General features: G+C 59.0%; 12 protein-coding genes and 2 pseudogenes. 5 read left to right on the top strand and 9 right to left on the bottom strand.

What is annotated here, in order from left to right:
- Window positions 1-54: 54 nt before the first annotated feature.
- On the bottom strand, window positions 55-1,425 hold the full coding sequence (locus tag AC5ZG1_RS41995) for a xanthine dehydrogenase family protein molybdopterin-binding subunit (protein ID WP_496136332.1): 1,371 nt from the start codon (window positions 1,423-1,425) through the stop codon (window positions 55-57).
- Window positions 1,426-1,515: 90 nt separating this feature from the next.
- Window positions 1,516-1,800 (bottom strand): annotated as a pseudogene (locus AC5ZG1_RS41990) (molybdopterin cofactor-binding domain-containing protein); the annotation flags it as partial.
- On the opposite strand from AC5ZG1_RS41990, the gene AC5ZG1_RS41985 reads away from it, so the two are divergent.
- Entirely contained in the window at window positions 1,708-2,016 is a 309-nt protein-coding gene (locus tag AC5ZG1_RS41985) for a hypothetical protein (protein ID WP_496136333.1), read from the top strand. The pseudogene AC5ZG1_RS41990 and the gene AC5ZG1_RS41985 overlap by 93 nt on opposite strands.
- 18 nt (window positions 2,017-2,034) lie before the next feature.
- Here AC5ZG1_RS41985 and AC5ZG1_RS41980 read toward each other — a convergent pair whose 3' ends face one another.
- The 3 genes and pseudogenes from AC5ZG1_RS41980 to AC5ZG1_RS41970 all read right to left on the bottom strand — a co-directional run bounded on the left by AC5ZG1_RS41980 (window position 2,035) and on the right by AC5ZG1_RS41970 (window position 4,690).
- Window positions 2,035-2,490 carry a (2Fe-2S)-binding protein gene (locus AC5ZG1_RS41980; protein ID WP_496136331.1) on the bottom strand — a complete coding sequence of 152 codons (456 nt, stop codon included), beginning with the start codon at window positions 2,488-2,490 and terminating at the stop codon, window positions 2,035-2,037.
- 352 nt (window positions 2,491-2,842) lie between these two features.
- A complete protein-coding gene (locus AC5ZG1_RS41975; protein ID WP_496136330.1) occupies window positions 2,843-3,298 on the bottom strand; it encodes a DUF3788 domain-containing protein in 456 nt (151 codons plus the stop codon).
- Between the two features lie 293 nt (window positions 3,299-3,591).
- Window positions 3,592-4,690: pseudogene (locus tag AC5ZG1_RS41970) on the bottom strand (IS110 family RNA-guided transposase).
- Window positions 4,691-5,184: 494 nt separating this feature from the next.
- Here AC5ZG1_RS41970 and AC5ZG1_RS41965 point away from each other — a divergent pair.
- Window positions 5,185-7,215 carry a response regulator transcription factor gene (locus AC5ZG1_RS41965; protein WP_496136329.1) on the top strand — a complete coding sequence of 677 codons (2,031 nt, stop codon included), beginning with the start codon at window positions 5,185-5,187 and terminating at the stop codon, window positions 7,213-7,215.
- Window positions 7,216-8,282: 1,067 nt separating this feature from the next.
- Here the strand turns inward: AC5ZG1_RS41965 and AC5ZG1_RS41960 are convergent.
- The 3 genes from AC5ZG1_RS41960 to AC5ZG1_RS41950 form a co-directional block, all read right to left on the bottom strand.
- Window positions 8,283-8,537 carry a hypothetical protein gene (locus AC5ZG1_RS41960; RefSeq protein ID WP_496136328.1) on the bottom strand — a complete coding sequence of 85 codons (255 nt, stop codon included), beginning with the start codon at window positions 8,535-8,537 and terminating at the stop codon, window positions 8,283-8,285.
- 678 nt (window positions 8,538-9,215) lie between these two features.
- The gene (locus tag AC5ZG1_RS41955) at window positions 9,216-9,401 is read right to left on the bottom strand and encodes a hypothetical protein (protein WP_464349434.1); all 186 of its coding nucleotides are present in this window, start codon (window positions 9,399-9,401) and stop codon (window positions 9,216-9,218) included.
- Between the two features lie 675 nt (window positions 9,402-10,076).
- Window positions 10,077-11,324 (bottom strand): glycosyltransferase, encoded by a 1,248-nt coding sequence (locus AC5ZG1_RS41950; RefSeq protein ID WP_496136327.1) that lies wholly within the window; start codon window positions 11,322-11,324, stop codon window positions 10,077-10,079.
- A gap of 1,059 nt (window positions 11,325-12,383) precedes the next feature.
- On the opposite strand from AC5ZG1_RS41950, the gene AC5ZG1_RS41945 reads away from it, so the two are divergent.
- The gene (locus AC5ZG1_RS41945) at window positions 12,384-12,956 is read left to right on the top strand and encodes an alpha/beta fold hydrolase (protein ID WP_496136326.1); all 573 of its coding nucleotides are present in this window, start codon (window positions 12,384-12,386) and stop codon (window positions 12,954-12,956) included.
- A gap of 336 nt (window positions 12,957-13,292) precedes the next feature.
- Window positions 13,293-14,129 (top strand): alpha/beta fold hydrolase, encoded by an 837-nt coding sequence (locus AC5ZG1_RS41940; protein WP_496136325.1) that lies wholly within the window; start codon window positions 13,293-13,295, stop codon window positions 14,127-14,129.
- Window positions 14,130-14,493: 364 nt separating this feature from the next.
- On the opposite strand, the gene AC5ZG1_RS41935 is transcribed toward AC5ZG1_RS41940, so the two are convergent.
- Window positions 14,494-15,456 (bottom strand): hypothetical protein, encoded by a 963-nt coding sequence (locus AC5ZG1_RS41935; protein ID WP_496136324.1) that lies wholly within the window; start codon window positions 15,454-15,456, stop codon window positions 14,494-14,496.
- 368 nt (window positions 15,457-15,824) lie between these two features.
- Here AC5ZG1_RS41935 and AC5ZG1_RS41930 point away from each other — a divergent pair, with 368 nt between their 5' ends.
- Window positions 15,825-16,841, top strand: a complete 1,017-nt coding sequence (locus tag AC5ZG1_RS41930) for an integrase core domain-containing protein (protein WP_496136323.1) — start codon at window positions 15,825-15,827, stop codon at window positions 16,839-16,841.
- Window positions 16,842-16,959: the final 118 nt, after the last annotated feature.

Genomic DNA, 16,959 nt, shown 5'->3' with positions numbered 1-16,959 from the left:
AGGTTCTGGCTGGCTGGTTACCCGCCTCGATACGCCGCCCTTCTCAGGCCGTCATCACCCAGATTCCGCCATAGCTCCGGCGGTCAGGCCGAAAAGCGTTCCACCTTGAACCTGTGCTTCGATCGTATCTGGATTGACGTACATGCCGCAGTCAATCGCACAGACAATCCGCTTGACTTTGACAGAGCCATCGGCCGCCACTTCGACCTCGGCGACCTGCGACGTGTAACTTCCGTATGCGAATTGTACCGAAATTCCGCGGCCATGCCGCGCGGGAAGGGGGGATCCCCACCCTGCCTTTTCCGCCGCGAGCGACAGAACAGCGAGCGCTCGCGGATTGTGGCCAAGCAATCCCTTGCGGTAAGCGAGGGGATCCTGCTTCGCGGCATGAGCGAGCTCATCCATGAAGCTTTCGACCACAAAAACATTGTGAGTCGGCCCGACGCCGCGCCACCAAGACGTCCGGACACCGGGGGCCTCGACTCGGACAAAGTCGACGTGGATATTGGGCAGCGCATAGGGCGGCTCGGCCGCCGCTTCTACGGCGTCGGGGTCCAATCCGTCCTTGACGTAAGGGGGATAGTAGCGAGCCATGACTGAGGAGCCGGCTATCCGATGCGTCCAGGCAACCGGCTTGCCGGCCGCGTCAAGTCCGGCTGAGAGCCGATCGAGATAATACGGCCGATACATGTCGTGCTGGATGTCTTCCTCGCGGCTCCAGATCACCTTCACCGGGGCATCGACGTGCTTGGCGATCTTGACGGCCAGCACCGTGCCATCGGCCTCCAGCCTTCGGCCGAAGCCGCCGCCAATCAGATGATTATGAATTTTGATCGCATCCTTTGGCAGGCCGGTGAGTTCGACCAGCTGAGACTGCGTGATCGTAGGCGCCTGTGTACCGACCCAAATGTCGCAACGATCCTTCTGCAGATGAACGGTACAGTTCATCGGCTCCATCGCCGCATGGGCCAGGAAAGGCACCTGATAGATGGCGTCAACCCGTTGCGCTGCCTCCGCAAGTGCCTTCCCCGCATCGCCTTCGTTGCGGGCAACAACGCCCGGCTTTTTGGATTCCTTCTCCAATTGCTTGACGATATCGGCGTTGTTGACCTTGCCGTTCGGCCCGTCATCCCATGTGATGGCGGCAGCCTCGAGCCCCTTCTTCGCCGCACCCATGTGATCCGCGATCACGGCAACAGCTTCATCGATATTGACCACCTGCCGCACGCCCTTCACTGCCAGCGCGGCGTTCTCGTTCACCGTTTTCGCTTTGCCACCGAGCACGGGCGAAATAGCAACCATTGCAACCTTCATACCCGGTAATCGCGTATCGATACCGTAGAGCGCGCGCCCATCGACTTTTATCGATGAATCCACGCGCTTGGCGCGTGTTCCGATCAGGGTGAAATCCTTCGGATCCTTCAATCTGACGTTTGCCGCAGGCGGCACAGGCAATTTCGCCGCGGCGGTCGCAAGTTCGCCGTAGCTCAGATGCTTCGAGCCTGATGCATCGAACACGACGCCATCGCTGGCGCGGCAAGTCGCCGGATCGACATTCCAGCGCTTTGCGGCTGCCGCAATCAGCAGATTACGACCCACTGCCCCTGCCTGACGGAGCGGCGTCCAGAAGGCGCGGACAGAGGCGGAACCACCTGTATTTTGAATACCTATGATCGAGTTGACGTAGAGCGCATGATTTGGCGGCGCATGCTGAACCTGAATCTGGTCAAGCTTCACTTCAAGTTCTTCAGCGAGAAGCATCGAGAGCGAGGTGTAAACGCCCTGTCCCATCTCGATCATCGGAATGACCAGGGTTACGGCGCCGGTCGGATTGATCCGTATAAATCCATTCGGCGCGAAAGTACCCGTGACCTCGTTTTCGACCACCTGCGAAGCGGGCGCCGCGAACACGGGCTCCGTGCGTGCACCGGTCAGAGCAAAACCGAGCAGCAAGCCTGTGCCCTGAAGGAAGGTGCGCCGCGACATCGCCGTTTCACCTTCGAACCGGTTCGTTAGAATCAGCCTATCCATGGCTCAAACTCCCGCTGCTCGCTTGATCGCGGTTCGGATACGCTGGTAGGTACCGCAACGGCAGACATTTCCCGACATCGCTGAGTCGATATCCGCATCGCTCGGCTTCGGAGTATCTATCAGCAATGCCGCCGCCGACATGATCTGGCCGGATTGGCAGTAACCGCACTGCACGACCTCCAGATCCAACCACGCCTTCCGCAAGGCCGCGCCTTGCGGCGTGCGGCCGATCCCCTCGATCGTGGTGACCGCGCCGTCGCCGATGCTATCGACCGACGTCTGGCAGGAGCGGACCGGTTGGCCGTCGATATGCACGGTGCAGGCGCCGCACAGCGCCTGGCCGCACCCGAACTTGGTCCCGGTCATGCCGAGCACGTCGCGCAGCACCCACAGCAACGGGATGTCGCCGTCAACATCGACCTCACGAGGGGTGCCGTTGATCTTTAACGTGAAAGCCATGAATGCCTCTTGAGCGCGCAGGGAGTGAGCCATGAGCCAATCAACGTCACTCATGAAATCCGCGAAAGCTCTACGCATTGATCGCAACACGCGGCGAAGCTTTCCAATAGCCGGCATGTATAGTTTCCATAGCAACGGGGAATGCTCGCAAGCCGGATAGCTAAGAAGGAAATTGACGACACCTGCCAGAGCATATTGATCGGTAGTTGGTGGGAAGCGCACTCTTCAAACGATAACGCATCGTGCAACGACGTCGCGAGATTTGACGGCCGGATGGCCGCTCGGCACCATCCGACAGAGTTTTTGCTGAATAACCAGCGTCGCGACTTGCCGCGAAACTTTCGGGCGACATTCAAGCGCGCGACGGTGGAGGGCGCTTCATGGTCAAAAGCTCCGTCACATCATGCCGATCATCTGCGGATGAGATCGTAACGGTCAGGAATTTCCCGTCCGGGTATATTTGGGCTTCATCGTAAAGCTTGACCAACTGCGAACGCCAGACATAACGGCGCTCCTCAAACTTGTCTCGTTCTGCTCTCCCCAAGACCACCACGGCCGAAAACCTCCTGTATTCCGGCACGAAGGTGCAAAACGCCTTTGTTCTCTTGTAGCGTAGGGACCAGCCGCGCTTCTTGCCGCCATAGAGCCATTCCGGCGCGAAGACACCGGGGTAGAAGTCCTCGATCCAGTTCTGCAGAGAGGCCCAATGCTTGAACGCGCCCGGTCCGATCCAGTCGCGGACAGTGCTATCATCGGGCGATGCTGACTTGTCAGTGATCCTGTCACCGATCTGGGGGGACTGTTCCATGCCGCTTTCCTTCAATCACAATTTTTCACGACCGGTTCGGAAGACTTGGCGGCCGACCTTGATCTTGGGCGAAAGGTGTGTCGCCACGTGCCCAAGGTTCGAATCTGTGTTGCGCAAGTGCTGTCACGGACCTCTCTCCACCATTGGGGCATAGGCGAGTTGCCCGTCAAAGCTGAAATCCGGCACGTGGATTTGCGGACACCGAATCTGGACGTCCGGTCCGTTCTTCGAGGACAGGACTGTGCTCGTTGGCTGACGTTAGGCTAGCAACGCTCCGGCGTTTAAGTTAACGCTCAGCGCTTGCGAAGGCGTCGGCATTTCCAGCGTAGTTCGCTTCCGGCTAGGTCTTGGTTGGCGAGCCTCGCGCTAGAAGACGCGGCCCTGTTGAGGACCGCCCAGGCGATTCGGGCGAGCTTGTTGGCGAGCGCAATCGCCAGCACGTTGTGGTGCAATCGCTTCTTGGCGGCTTCGATCCAAGATTTGAGGCCATAGCGCTCCCAGCACTTCACCCTGACCAGCACCACCCATGCGGCTTGGACGAACAGCGCGCGCAGGCAGCGATTGCCGCGCCTTGATATCTTGCCCAGGATCGTGCGGTCGCCGGTCGAGATCTGCGTCGGCACCAGCCCAAGCCAGGCGCCGAATTCGCGGCCTTTCGAGAACACGTCTCCAGTGCCGATCGCGGCCACCATGGCGCTTGAGATGAGCGGGCCAATGCCGGGCACCGTCATCAATCGCTCCCAGGCGTGATCTTGATGGGCCAGCGTTTCGATCTCGCTCGACAGCCCCTCGATACGTGCATCCAGCCGGCGCCAGTCGCCCGCCAGATCCTCGATGATGCGCAACATGCGAGGCGAGAGCACATCGGTGCGCGTCGGGAGGATACCCGGCAACTCGCACCGCAGGGAGTGCAGGCCTTGGGCGTACGGCGATGCCCCGCTCCAGCAGGAACGCACGGATCTGATTGATGAGGCCGGTACGCTGACCGACCACTCGATCGCGGACGCGGTGCAGCGCCTGAAGGTCGAGCTGATCGGCGGTCTTGGTCGCGACGAACTTCATGGTCGGGCGCTGGACAGCCTCGGCGATGGCTTCCGCATCTCGGAAGTCATTCTTCTGCCCCTTCGAATAGGGGCGCACGTATTTCGCCGGCATCAGGCGGGCGTCGTGGCCACGCATTTGGAGCTTGCGGCTGAGATGATGCGCGCCGACGCAAGCCTCCATCCCGATCAAGCACGGCGGCAGGTTGGCGAGCCGCGTTTCCACCTGGCCGCGTGACCACTTCTGTCGCAGCACGATGGCACCGCGGTGATCATGACCCACGAGGTGGAACGAGTTCTCGCCGATATCGATGCCGATCACGGCGATCGCTGCGTTGAGCTTCTGAGACATGGTGTGCTCCTTGTCTTGAGTGTCCCTTGCCAGCTTCTCGCACTGGCAGGGCCGGAGCACGGCCGGACCACTCCATTAGCGGACGTGACTCCGAGTTGAAGTCGGCATTTGACCCTAATTAGGCATTTGGCCGGATGCGGGCCACGCCTTCAATGGCGAGTAGGAACGGCGTAGCAATGATCCGGGAACCATGCGCGGTATCGTGCGTTGCCGCGCTGCTTTTGAAGTGCACGCCATTCCCTGGGATGCATTTGCTTGGGCGCGGTTACAGCGAGATGCCGGCGAGGGAAGCGCTAATGCGTCGGATCCGATTGGTGATAGCAGATCGACGCCCTGTCGTTCTGCAGGGTTTTGCGTCGCTGTTTGCGGCGGAGCCCGACTTCGAGCTCGTTGCGTCCTGTCTCGATGGAGCCAGCTGCCTCGAAGCAGTTCGGAATCTAGCACCCGATGTTGTGCTTGTAGAGGACGGATTTTCTGATGTCACGGCATCTGAAATGCTCGCCGTTGCCAATGCCGAAAACCTTCCTACCCGGCTTGTCTTCTACACCGCATCCGTCGCACGTGGCGACCTCGCCGCCGCAATCGCTGCCGGTGCTTGCAACGCGATTTCGATGCGCGCGAAGCCCGAAACCGTGCTGCAGTCCCTGAGGCTAGTGGCGCCGCGGCCCGACCGGGCGCAGGCAGAAAATGGGACGTTTGGTGAAGATGTGCTGGCAGTCTTGACGGTCGAAGAGCGGAAGATCATGCGTCTGGTCGCCTACGGCTTGTCGAACAAAGAGATTGCGCGCCAACTCAATGTCCCCCCTGGCACCATCAAGGCGGACCTCGATCGCATATTTCAGAAGCTTCAGATCAACAACCGGACGGAGCTCGCAGCGCTCGCCCTATCGCGCCTTTCCGGCGGAATCGGCGCGCTTGCAGCCCTGATTTTCGCAGCGCTAGACAACGTTCACGCCGCGCATCCGAACGCAGTCGGCCATACGTTTACCGATACTTTCACGGTAATGGCCGCAGACGGCACCGCCGAGGTCGTAACCATCGTCATCAATCCCAAAAAATCTGCCGGTGCTTCGAGCACCACGGCTAGAACCATGAGCAAAGCCGGCCGAGCCGAGAATTCCGCGGCGGGCACGCCGACACCGACCGGCAAACTCGTCGATTCCAGCGCCGATATTGCTGCCAGCACGAGTGCGTTGGCGGCACTCAACTCTCCAAGGCCGAGCTCGGGCAGCTATGGCGCTTTCATGATGGCGGCGGCCGCAGTCTTGATTTACGAGCTCGACATCATCTGCAGCCCCGCGCAAGCGTTCGATCTTGGCAATAACCTTACCGATGTCTTCGGGTCAGCTACCGCAGACGGCACCAAGGAATTGGTAAGCCTCAATAGCCCCAGCAGCGCCGATGCGAACCTCGTTGGTTTCGACAACCTGGCTTGGCTAAATCCCGGAATATACGATCGGTCATTCACCTTCGAAATTCCCCGAAGCGATACCATCGCCATAGACGGCGTTGAACCTCAGATTGTCGGTGCAGAAGCAAGGGAGGATAGCGGGAGCCGCCACGGCAAAGATAGCTCTCTTCACGCAAAATCAGATGATGCGATTAATCGCGGTGACACGATCTACGAAGGTTCCGCGCCCGTCAACGTCCGCGCCGGGGACACTACCGATCACGGCGGTTTCGGCGAGGCCGCAACCGAGGCGTCGCAGCATGCCGAGCATGGCACAACAGCGCCAAGTGCGGGGGACGATTCCAATCGTGGTCAATCGCAGCGCGGTCTGCACGCTTCTGAAAATGACTCCGCAGCCGCTAAGCGGCAAGCCGCGCACGACGCACCGGGAGACGATTCCAATCATGGGCAATCGAATCGCGATTTGCACGCTCCTGAAGGCGGCTCCGCAGCCGCCAAGCAGCATGCCAAGCATGAAGCACCGGGAGACGGTTCCAATCATGGGCAATCGAATCGCGATTTGCACGCTTCTGAAGATAGCTCCGCAGCCGCCAAGCAGCATGCCAAGCATGACGCACCGGGAGACGATTCCAATCATGGGCAGTCGAATCGCGATTTGCACGCTTCTGAAAACGGCTCCGCAGCTGCCGAGCAGCACACCAAGCATGACGGGACACCACTGAACGTTACCAATCCCGGCCAATCGCAGCGCGATTTGCACACGGCGCCTGTAAACGCCTCCAACAACCCGCATTCGGAATCGAGCCTGAACAGTGGAGGCAAGGATCAGGTTCTTATCGATGACGCCTGGCACGCAAAAACGGCGGCCGCGCCAGAGCTCGGAGATTCGTTTCATTTCAAGAATCAGATGGCAGCTTCCAAAGCTTCAGATATCTTTGAAGTACATGTGCGCCACGAACCGGATTCGATAACACTTAGCCAGCACGTTGCCGGACACGATGGACCGGCGCCGATCCAGGATGCGGCCCTGATTGATATTTCACTCGCGCAGGAAAACGTCGTTGATGGCGCAAGAGGAGCCGAGCACCATTTTACGCACGATCTAATTGTGTAGCTGTCTTCGGGTCTTGCTGCTCGCGCCCCCGACGAGATGATCGAGTAGCACGGCTATATCCGCTCCTGGCCCATCACGAGCAACCCCGGTGCTTATCTACGTCAGCTGTCAGTGGTAAACCGCCGTTGACGAGGCGCTGCAAAATCGACGCGAATGACCCGAAGGGCCGATAGCCATGGCCCGGCCAACACGGAGCCGAGGGCATGGTTGTTCTTACGGCTATTCTGCACAGAGGAACCTGATTGGCGAAGCACAGCAGAAACTATAACCTTCCGATGTTTCATGACAGCAGAGCGGCGCATGGACCTCTTAACAAAAAGACGGGAGCTCGAACTTAAGCTCGCGAGGTGTCGTGCGCTCTCTGACGAGTTTCGAGGCCCAGAAACGCTCAAAAACATCAGCGAATTGGCCACCGAGATTGAAGCGGAAATCCAAGAGTTGGACGAGCGAGCGCGCCTCCGTCCTGCAAAATCTTAGGGCCTCCCTCGAACCTTGGTGGCATCCCGGCCGTGCTCAATCTCGAGCACGCAAGCGCTCACATGTGCGTAAAGACGGCCTGATCGCCTATACCCACGGCGTGACTGCCGAGCTGCGCGAACAGACGATTGCATCGCACGAGGGAACAGCCGCTGTGCGAGTCTGTCGATGGGTCAGGGAGTTTGTCGTATTTGGCTCCACTGTCGCATGCACACCAACTGCCTTGGAACAGTGCGGCAAGCGGCTTATGGTGTTTACATCACCGGCCAAGGCTCGTCCGTAGGCGTCGGTGGCTGAGAGACCAATAGCGCTCCCGCCTACATAAGCAACGGGAGAAGAGCATGCTAGATACCCATCCAAACGAACATCTGTCACTCAGCCAAATAATTGCTCAGACGCGCGAGCTTGTGCGGACGTCGGCAGAATTCTTCGCCAACCTTGCCCAGACACGTTCTTGGGCCGAAGGCGGGCGCCTGATTTGGAGCGGCAAGCTGCTGTGGCTGCGCATATCAACGAGTGGATTAACTCGCCGGGACTGCGGCCGCCAGGGAAGTAGGCCACATCAGTTAAGACCGGCTTATTGACCGGTCCTAATCGCGGGTCATCGCGATCAACTTGAATTCCCGATCGAGCTTGATGTCGTACTGTCCGTCCTTGCACTTGGCGTCATCGATTTCAAAGTAGCCACTGCCCTCGGTTTGCTTCTCCATCTCGCCGCCCGTGCAGCCAAGCGCCGCCAAGGTAGCTTTGATTTTCTCGGCCTCCGCCGGCGTCACTGGAGTGTCAGCAAAGGCGAAGGTGCTGCTAGCAAGTACGGCAGCGAATGCCATCAAGCTGTATTTCATCTGTGCGTCCTCAAAAATCAGCAGGCCAAACCACGTTAGGCCGAAACTGATCCAACCAAAAGATGTGTTTGAAGAAAGCTTTCGACTCAAAGTACGCACGGAGTTCGATGCCTGCACACGGCTGGTCTCGGCCGACCGCCTTCCTCTCTGGTTCGCACTGATGCTATGTTTTCTGCGAAGTCGGTTCTCGACGACCGGCGAGATTGGAACTCTTCCCGCCCGCTGTGGTTCTTGCAAAGGGGTACCGCAGTCAGGCCGACGTGCTCAAGGCCAAGGAAAAGGCGAGCACGAAACAAAAGTCGGGCAAGAAGCCTCGATAGGCTATCGCGATGGGTAGTTTGGCCCATGACAAAGGCGCCGATGTGGAGCGCATATTCGCAACATGGGACACATTGATGCTTGTCTGGCTATCTTGCGTCGCTTGATAGCCAAGGGAGACGTCAGCGGCATTCCCTTGGCCGAAAGGGCCATCAATTGAATATTGGGACGCGACACCCGCTCCGGCCAGGAAAAGCGGCCTCCAGGTTCTCCAGCAAGACGTTCTGAAACAGCGCGATGCTGTGTTAGGCAGTCAGCGAAGCTTAGCCGATGCAGTCAACGCCTACATCGAAAAGAAGCTAGAGGGGCAGTGAGGCCACCAGTGGCGGCGAGGCCGAGCAATCTTTATCGAAGGGTAGTTCAATCGCTTGTGCTTAGCGAGGACGCCACTATGGCTTCCTCGACTTCCTTGACCAAGGCTCGGTGATGTTCGGCGAGCCTGGCAAACAGCGCCTTCTTGGTCCCATTGGTCGCTAGCTTGCTAATCAATTCGCACTCTTCGGCTTCATTTCGAAGCTTCTCCAAGTGCGCCTGCATGTCTTTCATTGGTCAAAGCTCATTTCGGCGGGCCCAAACTGAGGGCTTCGTTTAACTCGGCAGCCTGTTCCGCTTGGGCCGCTTGCCTGAGTAGCTTCTCGCGCTCGTCGCCCGGAGGCATGGTTCTCGCGCGCTCGCGGGCGTATTGGGCTAAGCTGACCAGCCGCGCCTGGAGTGAAGTGGTTTGCTTGGCTCGATTGCGTTTGCGTTTCATGCCCCGTGGTTTAGTCCCACGGCCACCAAGCTTCATTGATCTACGTTAGTCCATGCTGCTGGCTAATCCCAAAGGCGAAGTCGAGTAGCGTAACGGCTCAACGGAAACGGCCCCAGCTTGTGGCAGCTGGGGCCGCCAACCACACGGCTGGTTTCCTCGGGCCGGGGGCTTAGGGGCAGTCGGGACCGGAGGCCAAGATTAGATGATAGCGACAGGTTTCGTTCCTGGCTTTTCAAAGATGGCGCGGCACTATGTGCACTGTTATCAGTCGGAGCGTGCTCTACAGGAGCAATGCAACCTATAGCCGATCGCCTACGTCGCCCAGCCCCGGCTCGGCGGAGAGGGAGCGACGCCCCGGCGTTAGCGGCCCGTCGGGCAAATGGAAGCGCGTGCGATTGGCGATCGCCGCTTTCTTCTCCTATTCGTGAGGACGACGCGCTTTCGGGAGCCGGAGCGATCGATAAGTGGGGTTACGCTGCGCGATGGCGCTTCTGCATTGCGGCAATAGCCTCCATCTCCCCGACTAGTCCCGAGCTGCGGATGTCAGCTGCGATAGCGTCACCGAGCCGGCGCGCAGCTAGCCGAAAATCCGGCTCCAGTATCAGCCGCGCAGCTGCCGAAGCGATCTCCTCTGCCGAAGCAGTCGGCGGCAGCCGCAGGCCGGCGCCATTGGTCTCGACACGGATCGCATTGTCGCCCTGATCGCGACCCATCGGGAGCACCAGCAGAGGGACGCCGTTGACGAGCGCGCGGTTGACGGTGCCGTGACCTCCCTGGCTGATGACCAGCGAAACTTCCTGCATTACCGCATCGTGCGGTGCACTTCGAAGCAAATGCAAATTGTCCGGGGCCTCAAGGCTATTGACGTCCAGGTTCGGACCGGCAGTCGCAACGGCCTCGACGTCAAGCTGACCCATCGCATGGATGATCTTCTGCACCAGTTCGCCCTGTCCCTGAGCGCCGGTGCTGCCGGTGATCAGCACACGCGGCCGATCCGTCGACCAGGGCGCGCGCCACGACCCGCACCAACTTGGCTGATCGAGCAGCGGACCGACATAGCGCAGATTGGCGGGCAACCAGTCGGCCTGGAAATCGAATGCGCGACTGATCGCGAGCAACACGCGCGCCGCCCTGTCGAATAGGTCGAGCACATGGGAAAGGCTTGGCACGCCCATCCGCGCACAGGCGGCGTTGAAGCTCGGCAGGAAGCTGTCGAAAAGCGCCATCATCTCCTGAGCAGCGGCGTCGACGTCAGCTCGTTGCCGCGCCGTCTTCGGCGCCGCGAGGCCGCTGGCGGCGGGCGGCACCCCGGCCAGCGGCCGAAGGCTGACATGCGGCGAGAGCAGGGCGATGGGCACGCCCGCGGCTTCTGCGCCGAGCACTGCGCCAAGCAACAAATCAATGCTGAGCACGGCATCTGTTGCAGCTCTGCTTATTTCGTCCTTTATGTCAGCCGCATAGTCGTGCGCTGGATCCGCCATGATGCGGCGAAACGCATCGCGCAAGCCGGAGACGTCCGCGGGGTCCGCTGCTCGTCCGGTCGGCGCACGGCGCCAGCTGACAAAGTCAAAGTCGGCGGCCAAGACTTCGTCACGCATCGCCGGGTCCGCCATCACCCTGACGTTATGTCCGCACTGCCGCAACTGACGACCGGCGGTCAGCAGCGGATTGAGATTGCCGGAAGTACCCCACGATACCAGAAGAAAATCATACGACACAGTGCATCGTCTCCTTCATTGCCAGACCACTCCCAGGCCGCGGCGAGGTGGTGGGCAGCCCTTCACCTGCCGGATTGCGTGGACGGAGACCGCCAATCTCGGCCGGCTTCGCTACGTCAGCATTTCGGAGGTGAAGCGATTGGTTACGCCTGTAATGGCGCGCGAGGACGTGAACGCGTCCGGCCCTCCCCGCCTCACAGCGGAGTTGCAGTTCTGTGTTGCCGGCGCATTCCGCCAATCTCGCTTCTGCCAACGGGCGGCACGCCAGTGATGCTTACGCTGTCGCCGCGGCCTCGAACCCATCGCGGGCCGACTAGGCCATACCGCTGAGACTTCAGTCGCAGCGTAAGTCTCACGGCGCAATCCTGCTGCCACAACCGGAACGCACTGGAACCGTCCAATTCGGTCATTCCGAACCACCTTACGATCAACGAGGTTCTGACCAACCTAGTGGCGACCTCACCCGTACGCGGCGCGCGTCGACAAAGCTTCCAGCAAATTGCAATTCGGCGCATGCCCGCGCCATAAGAACCGCTGCTCGTCAGCGGTGGGTCGAACCAGCGAATCTCCCCGCGATTATCTGCAGGAAAACGTTGGCCCGGCTGCTCCAGAAAGGAGTGGCCGGGCCTTTGTTCGTTTCAGAGTCCCGGGTTGCGCGACCTGGTCGAACGCGAACTGTCTTCGGGTAGACCGGACATCCGGCCGGACCGGCAGGTCGCAAAGGGGACAAGTCCGGACTCTCAACCGCACTTACATTGTTGCTAAATAGCACTGGGCCGCCCTGAGGGGCTGCCTCGATGCCGCAGATTTCTGTGAATGGGCTCGACGCCTATTATCGCGATGAAGGTACGGGCGTCCCAGTGGTGCTCGGGCATGGCTCCGCTGCCTCAAGCGGACAATGGCGAGCCCTCATCAAGCGAATGTCGGGCCGCCATCGCTTGGTCGCGCCTGATCACATCGGATACGGACGTACAGCGGCGTACTCGGGCGACATTCCACCAATGAAGCACGAGATTGCGATCGTGGAAGCGCTCGTGCGCCTGATCTCGCAGCCGGTTCATGGTCGGTCACTCGTTCGGAGCCTCCGTTCTAGCCCGGGTAGCCGTCCGAATGCCGGAACAGGTGCGAAGCCTAACACTGGTCGAGCCAAGCCTCTTCTACCTCCTGGCCGCGGCAGGAAGGCTATCCGAGCATGCCGAAATCAAGGCTATTGCAGATCGCGTACTTCGCCACATTGGTGAGAACGATGCTGACGAAGCCGCGCGTAGCTTCATCGAGTATTGGGTTGGCCTCGGTGCGTATGACGCGATGGACGCTAGGAAGCGCGAGGCGGTGAGGGCAAGTATAGCCAAGCTTCCCGTCGAATGGCCGATGGGATTCGAGCCATACGGAGCAACGGTCGGGGCACTCTCTGGATTGAAGATGCCTATCCAATTGATCGGCGGTTCACAGACGACACCCGCCGCACGGGCCGTCATAGACGTGCTGCGCGGCCTGTGGCCAAGAGCGGCGTATGCCGAGATCGAAGGTGCAGGCCATATGGGTCCGTTGACGCACGCCGATACAGTCAACGAGATTATAGACGCATTCATCGGCCGGGTGACGGGATCAATGTCAACGACGGACGTGTAGACATCTACACTGGTCGGAACTTCGGCTAATGGAATGGTCCGGCCGTGCTCCGATGCTGCCGGAGGCGCGGTGCGGGCTCGAAAATAAATTCGTAGAGCATGTCGTTTTGGCGGTCCGCCGTTCGACTGGGTGTTGGCGGAGCCACTGCTGCGGCTGGAACTCACAATGTGACTGATTAGCTGTCAGATCAATGATCTTACGGAGATTGGCGATGACGATCTCGCATCGATTTATCGAGACAAATGGCATTCGAATGCACCTGGCCGAAGCAGGGAGGGGGCCCCGCCGTGCTTCTCTGCCATGGCTTTCCGGAGTGCTGGTATTCGTGGCGGCCAATTGGAAGCGCTCGCTGCCGCCGGATATCGCGCCATCGCGCCCGACATGCGTGGTTACGGGCAGACGGACAAACCGGATGCGATCGATCAATACACTCTATTGCATTTGACCGGAGACATGGTCGGACTACTCGACGCGATCGGCACGGATCAAGCAGTCGTTGTCGGACATGATTGGGGAGCGCCGGTCGCTTGGCGCTGCGCTCTGTTCAGACCGGATCGATTTAGGGCCGTCGTTGGCTTGAGCGTGCCGTTTCAGGTGCGTGGTCCCAACCGTCCAAGCACCGTCATGCCGCGGACCGAAAAGCAACGCTTCTATCAACTGTATTTCCAGACGCCGGGCGTTGCCGAGGCAGAACTCGAAAAAGACGTCCACAACGCAATCAAGACAACATTGTTTGCTCTATCCGGCGATGCGCCGGTTGAAGATCCTGCGTCGCTCGCGATGCTTCCTAGTGAGGGGGGTTGGCTTGATGGTAAGCCTACAACCCAATCATTGCCGACGTGGCTCACGGACAATGACATCGAATTTTACGTCGAGGAGTTCAAGCGCACCAGCTTTGGAGGAGCTCTGAATTGGTATCGCATCATTGATCGAAATTGGGAACTGCTCGCACCATGGTCTGGCGCAAAGGTTCAGGTCCCGGCACTCTATGTCGTTGGCGATCGAGACGGGGTTTACAGATCGCCGAATTGGAACCATCTCATCCCTAGCCTGAAACAGTTCGTGCCCTTGCTTCGCGAGACAATAGTCTTGAAAGGTTGCGGTCATTGGACTCAGCAAGAGCGCGCCAAAGAAGTAAACAATGCGCTCCTGGAATTCCTGAAACAGAACTGATGCACTTAGTCCGTTGATGGCGCGCACGCGAAGTCGCGGCATGTCCGCTGTCACGTCGGTTACCGGGTGACGAGCGGTCCTGTTCTGCTCAATTGGAGTTTTGCGGCTCGTGACCCCAACCGGACATTAGGCCGGCCGCAAGCCGGCCTTCCCCACTTCCTCAAAGTGAGGACCGCACGATCGGACCGTGCTATTCTTGAACAGGCTCCGTCTCGCAGAGGACTTGGATTCGACGGCCACAATTCATCGCCGCGCTCGGCGGCGCCGCGGCATGACCCTGTGCGGCGCGGGCTGCGCTGCGGCTCAACGGTTCGCTTTCGGTCCTCTTCGTCGCCCTTGGCCTTCGCGCTCGCGGTTTGCGGCTTTACCGCAGCCGCTGCCTGCGTTTGATGGACGTGTATACGCTAGCGGACGCGATCAAAGCGGAAGCGCCTAGAGACACCGATATTGGATACCAGAAGGTGGGATGGACAATCACAAACGGTATTAAGCCGACTGCCAACGCAGGTGGCATATGGACTTTAAACGCCTTCAAAATCGCAATCGAACAAACCATCGTGAACGACACTCCCAAAAAACCTGCGTGAAGTGTAGAGTTGGCAAACATGCCAACCGAGGCTGTCAGGAAGCGTACGAGAGGAAACAGTATCGGCCGCGACATCCAGCCCGGAAGTTCCGGGTGGTCAAACAATTCGTAGGCCACGACAATCAGGGGAGGAAACAAGAGAAATCGTAAATCAGTTGCTTGTGCCGCCGCCCCAGAGACCAGTACAAATCCCGTCAACGCGAAGATCCCAAATTTACCTTTGGGTGGCGTTTCGGCAGCGTCAATAATTTGACCCTCTTTTTTTCCTTCAGACAAGTAAACATGAGGATCGAATTGCTTCCAAACGGTCAGTGTAGCGGCAAGCACAACGAGTCCTGAGAAAATGGCGACGGGATAGACCCAACTTGTCACCCCGAGAACCATTGGGAGCACGCCTGCAGAGATCGCTGCCCCAATATTCGACCGCAGCAATTTGATGGTAACAAGACTAAGAAGAGTAATAGCTGTTATAGCGATTGCGCCATATTCCCAATGACGGGTGACGATCACACCTAGCGCCGCGGTTATCGTCGGGGTAATGATTAGCCTGAGAGGTTGAGTTGCCCATTTTCCTCTAGGACGGGAAAATACATCGAACGCTAACGCCGCAATTTCCGGAAATAGAATCAACGATATTCCCGTGGTATCGGCAGCAAGGGCAATTCCTCCCGAAAACATGACGGCAAGAAATTCGGCAAATAGTTTGGCCAAATTTTCACGGCGCAAAAGCGTCTTTTTCATTCTACCGCTGCGCCTGACGAAGTTTTCGCATTTTGATTAGTGTCATCGAATGAAGAGGACTTCCGTCCATGGCACGTAACGGGACATCGCATCCGCCACCACCCACGAGAATGACCTTGCAACGCCGGCGAGGGAAATCACGCCTCGGCATGGAGTCGATAGACGATCGTTATTGCCGCCGGGCCGCGTGATGCCGTAGTGAGGAATACCACCAGCCGCATCCGCAGAGACTTCTAAACCCGTTGCCGCCCTTGGACCAATCGAGGTTGCGCGTGCCAACGCGCGCCGCGGTCCTTGACCATGACGCCTGTGTGTACCGAACACCTTGTCCGGGTTGATGATGTGATGGAATCGCCTAAGTTGGCGGAATGATCGGGCTGCTCTGCTTCGTGCTGGCCGTTTTGGCCTCGCCATTCAAGTCGAGGTTGCGGCTTGAAGCTGAGAACGCGGCGCTTCGACATCAGTTGATGGTCTTGAGGCGTAGGCTGCATGGTCGCGTCCGGCTCACGAACCATGATCGTTGGTTCCTTATCCAGCTGTATCGCTGGTTTCCGTCAATAGTGCAGGTTCTCGCGATCATTAAACCCGAGACTCTCGTGCGTTGGCATCGGGCCGGCTTTCGGAACTATTGGCGTTGGAAATCACGTCGACGGGGAGGGCGGCCACAAATCGACACGGAGCTGCGCGGATTGGTCCGGCGGATGAGTGTCGAAAATCCGCTTTGGGGCGCGCCACGCATTCACGGCGAACTGCTCAAGCTCGGGTTTCAGGTCGCGCAGTCGAGCGTCGCCAAGTACATGGTGAAACGACGGGGTCCATCCAGCCAGGGATGGCGAGCCTTCTTGCGTAACCACGCACCGGACATTGCCGCCATGGACTTGTTCGTGGTTCCAACTATCGGTTTTGACCTGCTCTATGCCTTTGTCATCATCCGGCTAGACCGTAGAGACCTCATCTGGATCAACGTCACAGCAAATCCCACGGCCGAATGGGTTGCACGTCAATTAACGGAGGCATTTCCTTGGGATGAGGCTCCGCGCTACCTCATCCGCGATCGGGATCGGATCTTTGGCCGCATCGTCACACGCCGATTGCGTGCCATGGGCATTCGGGACAAGCCTATTGCGCCGACCTCACCCTGGCAGAACGGCTTTGCCGAACGGTTGATCGGATCGATCCGGCGTGAGTGTTTGGATTACATCATTGTCTTAGGCGAGGCACATCTGCGCCGAATTCTGAAATCCTATGCTCGCTACTACAATGAGACGCGCACGCACTTGGCCTTGGAGAAGGATACGCCCCTATCGGGCACCGTAAAGAGGGCAGGGCGTATTCTTTGCCGCCCCGTCCTCGGCGGATTGCATCACGAATATGACCGGATTTGAGTTTCCGACAGGTACAGGTCCTTGCCGCCCTTGCCCTGCTTGACGCGGATGATCATGCGCTTGCTGTCGATGTCGGCAACCTTGAGCGAGACCACCTCAGTGGCGCGCAGGCCGGCGC

The sequence above is a fragment of the Bradyrhizobium sp. Leo78 genome, from assembly GCF_059512425.1.
Note: the sequence above shows the minus strand (reverse complement) of the source record. Positions and strands in the feature narration are given on the sequence as shown.